This is a genomic window from Massilia aurea (genome assembly GCF_024753205.1).
Lineage (GTDB): Bacteria > Pseudomonadota > Gammaproteobacteria > Burkholderiales > Burkholderiaceae_D > Telluria > Telluria aurea.
The window spans coordinates 169409-176153 of record NZ_JANUGZ010000006.1; the positions used below are offsets into that span (position 1 = coordinate 169409).

Consider the following 6745-nt stretch of genomic DNA (forward strand, 5'->3'; position numbering starts at 1 on the left):
CACATTGAGACTGCCGATATCATGGAAGCCGAACGCATCAACGCCATTTCCGCCCTGCTGAACGACCTGACGGGTCGTGAGGCCGAACTTCGGAGGTATCTTTGACTTCGATAAGAAGTCAGAGAAACTAGAACAGGTCAACCAGGAGCTGGAAGACCCGGCCATCTGGAACGACCAGAAGCGCGCCCAGGAAATGGGCAAAGAGAAGAAGGCGCTCGAGGGCGTCGTGCTGACGCTCGAGAAAGCCAAGGCCGATCTCGCCGACGCCCTGGACCTGTTCCAGATGGCGCGCGAGGAAGGCGACGAAGACACGATGGAAGCCGTCGCGGGCGACGTCGAGGCGATCCAGAAGATCATCGAGGCGATGGAATTCCGCCGGATGTTCTCCAATCCGATGGACCACGCGAGCTGCTTCATCGACATCCAGGCCGGCGCCGGCGGCACCGAGGCGCAGGACTGGGCCTCGATGCTGCTGCGTCAATACCTGCGCTACTGCGAACGCAAAGGCTTCAAGGCCGAAATTCTCGAGCAGTCCGACGGTGAAGTCGCGGGCATCAAGACCGCCACGATCAAGGTCGACGGCGAGTACGCGTACGGCCACCTGCGCACCGAAACCGGCGTGCACCGCCTCGTGCGCAAGTCGCCGTTCGACTCGGCCAACGGCCGCCACACGTCGTTCACGTCGCTGTTCGTGTATCCGGAAGTCGACGATTCGATCGAGATCGAGATTAATCCGGCCGACGTGCGCATCGATACCTACCGCGCGTCCGGCGCTGGCGGTCAGCACATCAACAAGACCGACTCCGCAGTGCGCCTGACGCACGGCCCGTCGGGCATCGTGGTCCAGTGCCAGAACGACCGCTCGCAGCACCGCAACAAGGCCGAAGCATGGGACATGCTGCGCGCCAAGCTGTACGAGCTCGAACTGCGCAACCGGATGAGCGAGCAGCAGAAGCTCGAAGACTCCAAGACCGACGTCGGCTGGGGCCATCAGATCCGCTCGTACGTGCTGGACCAGTCGCGCATCAAGGATTTGCGTACCGGCTTCGAGACCGGCAACACCAAGAATGTCCTGGACGGTGACCTCGATGATTTCATTTCGGCGTCCCTGAAGCAAAACGTATAAAGGCCTACCCCTCATGACGACACCCGCCCGCGCACTGATCTTCGACATGGATGGCACCATCGTCGACAATATGGACTTCCACACCCGTGCATGGATCACGTTCTTCGCGCGGCGGGGTCAGACCATCGAACCCGATGCGTTCTTTCGCGACACGGCCGGCCGTCAGGGCAAGGAAATCCTTCGTCACTATCTGGGCGCAGACCTGGACGACGACGCACTGGCCACGCTGAACCACGAAAAGGAAGTGCTGTACCGCGAGCTGTATGGCCCGCACCGGCGCACGATCGACGGCTTCGACGCCTTCATCGACCGCGCACGCGAATATGGCTGGGCCCTGGCAGTGGCCACGTCGGCCTCGCCAGGCAGCGCAAGTTTCATCCTCGACGAGATGGACCTGCACCGCAAGTTCGACGCGGTCGTCGTCGGCACCGTGGACGTACCGCGCGGCAAACCGCATCCCGACGTGTTCCTCAAGGCCGCCGACCGCTGCAGCGTACTGCCGGCGCACTGCATCGTGTTCGAAGACGCGCCGCTGGGCGTGGAAGCGGCGCGCCGCGCCGGCATGCGCGCCGTGGTGCTCACCACCACGCTGCCAGCCGAGGCCTTTGCCGAATTCGACAACGTCATCGCGATCGTCAACGACTTCACGCAGCTGGACTTTGAAGCGCTGCTCTCGCTGTCCTAACTACTGCTGAATGCATCGCAGGCACGTTCAACCAATATCAACAACAACCACTATGACCACCGAGAACCAAGAACAGGCACCGTTGCAAGGCGCCGACGAAAACAAGATCATGGCCGAGCGCCGCGTCAAGCTGGCGGCGATCCGCGAAAAAGGCGTCGCGTTCCCGAACGACTTCGTCCCGCAGCACAAGGCGGCCGACCTGGTCCAGGCGTACGGCGAAAAAACGCGCGAAGAACTCGAAGCCGAGCCGGTTCCGGTGGTGCTGGCAGGCCGCATGATGCTGCGCCGCGAAGCGGGCAAGAAAGCGGCGTTCGCGACGCTGCAGGACAGCTCGGGCCCGTCGGCCAGCGGCCGCATCCAGATCTACATCACGCTCGACAGCGCCGGCGAAGCCGCAATGGACGAATTGCGCAGCTATGACCTGGGCGATATCCTGGGCGTCGAAGGCACGCTGTTCAAGACCAAGGTCGACGAACTGACGGTGAAGGTCAGCCGGCTGCGCCTGATCACCAAGGCGATCCGCCCGCTGCCGGACAAGTTCCACGGCCTGGCCGACCAGGAAACCAAGTACCGCCAGCGTTACGTCGACCTGATCATGAACGAGGACACGCGCCGCACGTTCAAGGCGCGCACCGCCGCCATGTCGTCGATGCGCCGCTTCATGGAAGACAACGGCTTCATGGAAGTCGAAACGCCGATGCTGCATCCGATCCCGGGCGGCGCCGCGGCCAAGCCGTTCGTCACGCACCACAACGCGCTGGACATGGAAATGTACCTGCGTATCGCACCGGAGCTGTACCTCAAGCGCCTGGTGGTCGGCGGGTTCGACCGCGTGTTCGAAGTGAACCGCAACTTCCGCAACGAAGGCGTCTCGGTCCGTCACAACCCTGAATTCACGATGATGGAATTCTATGCGGCGTACACCGACTACAAGTGGATCATGAACTTCACCGAACAGGTGATTCGTCAGGCGGCGGTCGATGCCCATGGCAGCGCCGTGCTGTCGTACGGTGGCCGTGAGCTGGACCTGTCCAAGCCGTTCCAGCGCCTGACGATCATCGAAGCGATCGACAAATACGCGCCGGGCTACACGCCGGAGCAGCTGAACGACGCCGAGTTCATCAAGACCGAACTGAAGAAGTTCGGCGTCAAGCCATTCGCTACCGCCGGCCTGGGCGCGCTGCAACTGGCACTGTTCGAAGAAACCGCCGAAGCGCAGCTGTGGGAACCGACCTTCATCGTCGACTACCCGGCCGAAGTCTCGCCACTGGCGCGCGCATCGGACACCCGTGCCGGCGTGACCGAGCGTTTTGAATTGTTCATGGTCGGCCGCGAGATCGCCAACGGCTTCTCGGAGCTGAACGACCCTGAAGACCAGGCAGCGCGCTTCCTGGCGCAGGTCGAAGCCAAGGATGCGGGCGATGAAGAGGCGATGTTCTACGACGCCGACTACATCCGCGCGCTCGAATACGGCATGCCGCCGGCAGGTGGTTGCGGCATCGGCATTGACCGCCTGATGATGCTGATTACCGATTCGCCGAACATCCGCGACGTGCTGCTGTTCCCGCACCTGCGCAAGGAAGACTGAGTGTCAGGGCGTTGACGCCCGCATGAAAAAGGCCATCTTCGGGTGGCCTTTTTTTATGGTTACTGCACGATGGTGTAGCAAGGTGTATAAGCCTTGCCCGGCAACTTCATGCGGCTTTGTTCGACGAACGACGCCAAGAGCGCATCCATCGGCCCCATGATCGCGGCTTCGCCACGAATCTCGTACTTGCCGAATTGCTCGATCGCGCGGATCCCCTCTTCTTTCACATTCCCGGCCACGACACCCGAAAACGCCCGGCGCAGATTGGCCGCCAGCAGGTGCGTCGGGATGCCCCGGTGCAGGTCGAGGTTGCGCATGTTCTCGTGCGTCGGACGGAACGGCTTCTGGAATTCGTGGTCGATCTTCAGGCGCCAGTTGTAATAGTAGGCGTCGCTGTGCGCCTTGCGGAAGGCGCGCACTTCGCTGATGCCCTTGACCATTGCCACCGCCACCGCATCCGGATCGTCGATGATGATCTGGTAGCGCTTCTGCGCCGCCTCGCCCAGCGTCAGCGCCAGGAAGGCGTCGATCTGCGTGAAGTAATCGCGCGACGATGCCGGGCCGGTGAAGATCAGCGGGAATGGTATCTCGGCGTTATCGGGATGCAGCAGGATGCCGAGGATGTACAGGATTTCTTCGGCCGTGCCCGCGCCGCCCGGGAACACGACAATGCCATGGCCGGTGCGTACGAAGGCTTCGAGGCGCTTTTCGATGTCCGGCATGATCACCAGGTCGTTGACGATCGGGTTCGGGGATTCGGCCGCGATGATGCCCGGCTCCGAGATGCCCAAATAGCGCCCGCCCGCCAGGCGCTGCTTCGAGTGACCGATGGTGGCGCCCTTCATCGGCCCCTTCATCGCGCCCGGGCCGCAGCCGGTGCAGATATCGAGTTCGCGCAGGCCCAGCGCGTAGCCGACCTTCTTCGTGTAGTTGTACTCGATGCGCGAGATCGAGTGGCCGCCCCAGCACACGACCAGATTGGGATTGCGCTGCGCCTGCAGCACGTTGGCATTGCGCAGGATGTGGAATACCGCGTCGGTGATGCCGTCAGTACGGGTCAGGTCGAACTTGGGGTTGTCGGTGACGTCGAAGTTGACGAACACGATGTCGCGCAGTACGGCGAACAGGTGCTCGTGAATCCCGCGAATCATCTTGCCATCGACAAACGCGCTGGCCGGCGCGCCACGGATATCGAGCTTGATGCCGCGCTCGCGCTGCAGGATGCTGATATCGAAGCTCTCGTACCGCTCGAGCAGTTCCTTGCCGTCGTCGATGTCGCTGCCGCTATTGAGTACTGCAAGCGCACATTTACGAAACACGTCGTACAGGCCGGTGCGGCCGGTGTCGAGCAGCTTGCTGACTTCGGATTTGGACAGCACTTCGAGCTGGCCTTCCGGCGAAATCAGCGTGTCGACGACTTGCCGGCTTTCGGGGGACAGCTCGGTATCTACTACGGGTAATTCACTTGCTGCTTGCGTCATGGTCTGATGTCCTCGTTCGATTCTGTGATGCGGACTGCCAATAATCTGACCGTCCTGTACAGCAATATACGCCAATCCGATGGCGCATGCGCGCCCCAAAACAGGGTGCAGTGCACCATGTTCGGGACCCGTTGGCGCACCGGCAAAAAAGCTTCGTATGATGCAGGATATGCACTAGAATGCGTGCCTATTGGAACGTTCGCCCGTCGAATAGCGCCATATAACAATTACCTTGTCATTACATTTTCGGGAGGAACCGCATGAGCGGTGCAGCTACTACCCCAGCTCGGGGACCTCTTCCAGAGTTCAAGCAGATCATGGGCCATCCAGCACCGCTGTGGATGCTGTTCATGACGGAATTCTGGGAGCGCTTCGCTTTCTATGGCATTCGTTGGGCACTCGTCCTCTACATCGTCGGCCAGTTCTATGCCGGCGACGCGGCAGGCCAGGCCAGTGCCAACCTCACCTACGGTTCCTACCTCGCGCTGGTGTATGCCGGCGCCGTCTTCGGCGGCTACGTGGCCGACCGCGTCATCGGTTATCAACGCTCGATCCTGGTCGGCGCCATCTTCATGGCGGCCGGCCTGTTCATGATTTCGATTCCGAATCAGGACGTGTTCAAGCTGGGTCTGGCCACGATCATCGTCGGTAACGGCATGTTCAAGCCGAACATCTCGGCCATGGTCGGCCAGCTGTACGCGCTGAATGACACGCGTCGCGATTCCGGCTTCACCATCTTCTACATGGGCATCAACGTCGGCGCATTCTTTGCACCGATCCTGACCCAGCTGCTGGCTGAAAAAGTGTTCGGCACTGCCGCCATGCCGGCATACAAGATCGTGTTCCTGGCCTCGGGCATTGGCATGCTGATCTCGCTGGTCTGGTTCTTCATCGGCCGCAAGACGCTCCAGGGCATCGGCGCACCGGTCGGCGCACTGGCCAGCCCGAAGCGTCTGGCCGTCGTCATCGTCGGCGCACTCATCGTGATCCCGATCGTGTACATGCTGCTGCAAGCAGGCGCCGCCAACCTGCAGATCCTGCTGACGGTCCTGTTCATCGGCCTGGCCGCGATGCTGATCATCGAAGGTATCCGCGAAGGCAAGGTCGCGCGCGACAAGACCTGGGCGATGATGATCATCTTCTTCTTCAACGTCCTGTTCTGGTGCTTCTTCGAGCAGGCCGGCAGCTCGTTCACCTTCCTGGCCGATAACATCGTCGACCGCGACCTGAATGGCTGGACCTTCCCTGTCGCCTGGTTCCAGTCGGTGAATTCGGTGGCCATCATCGTCTTCGCACCGATCATCGCCGCCGTCTGGGTGTGGCTGGGCAAACGAAACGCCAACCCATCGATCCCGCGCAAATTCGGCCTGGGCCTGATCTTCAACGGCATCGCGTTCGGCCTGCTGGTCTACGCCCTGTCGCAGCTGATCGACGGTAACGGCAAGATCCCGTTCTGGACGCTGTTCGCGGTGTACGTGATCCAGTCGGTCGGTGAGCTGTGCCTGTCGCCAATCGGCCTGTCGATGGTCACCAAGCTGGCCCCTACCCGCCTCGTCGGTCTGGGCATGGGCGGCTGGTTCCTGTCGACCGGTATCGGCAACAACCTGTCGGGCATCTTCGCCTCGCACGTCTCGGGTGAAACCGGCATGACGGTGGCATCGGCACTCGACGGCTACAACTTCGGCCTGCTGTCGCTGCTGGGCGGTGGCATCCTGCTGGTGCTGCTGGCACCGGTGATCCAGAAGCTGATGCACGGCGTGAAGTAACAACGCTGCGCAGCAATAAAAAAACGGCGGCCTGCAGGCCGCCGTTTTTGTTTCTGCCACCTCGCATCGTTTGGAGAACTTGGCAAAAGCCGGGGTCAC

General features: G+C 61.5%; 5 protein-coding genes. 4 read left to right on the plus strand and 1 reads right to left on the minus strand.

Annotated features, from left to right (window positions below; all coding sequences use genetic code 11):
- Positions 1-21: 21 nt before the first annotated feature.
- The 3 genes from prfB (at position 22) to lysS (ending at position 3399) form a co-directional block, all read left to right on the plus strand.
- Positions 22-1126 (plus strand): peptide chain release factor 2 gene (gene prfB / locus NX775_RS22375; protein WP_258837984.1). Its coding sequence is split into 2 segments (ribosomal slippage): positions 22-102 and positions 104-1126, totalling 1104 coding nucleotides; the frame shifts between segments, so codons are not numbered across the junction.
- Positions 1127-1139: 13 nt separating this feature from the next.
- Positions 1140-1811, plus strand: coding sequence for an HAD family hydrolase (locus NX775_RS22380; RefSeq protein ID WP_258837985.1), 672 nt, complete (start codon positions 1140-1142; stop codon positions 1809-1811).
- 52 nt (positions 1812-1863) lie between these two features.
- Complete coding sequence (gene lysS / locus NX775_RS22385; protein WP_258837986.1) at positions 1864-3399, plus strand: lysine--tRNA ligase; 1536 nt, start codon at positions 1864-1866, stop codon at positions 3397-3399.
- Between the two features lie 59 nt (positions 3400-3458).
- Here lysS and ppnN read toward each other — a convergent pair whose 3' ends face one another.
- Positions 3459-4880 (minus strand): nucleotide 5'-monophosphate nucleosidase PpnN, encoded by a 1422-nt coding sequence (ppnN, locus tag NX775_RS22390; protein ID WP_258837987.1) that lies wholly within the window; start codon positions 4878-4880, stop codon positions 3459-3461.
- A gap of 317 nt (positions 4881-5197) precedes the next feature.
- On the opposite strand from ppnN, the gene NX775_RS22395 reads away from it, so the two are divergent.
- Positions 5198-6646, plus strand: coding sequence for a peptide MFS transporter (locus NX775_RS22395; RefSeq protein ID WP_441295289.1), 1449 nt, complete (start codon positions 5198-5200; stop codon positions 6644-6646).
- Positions 6647-6745: the final 99 nt, after the last annotated feature.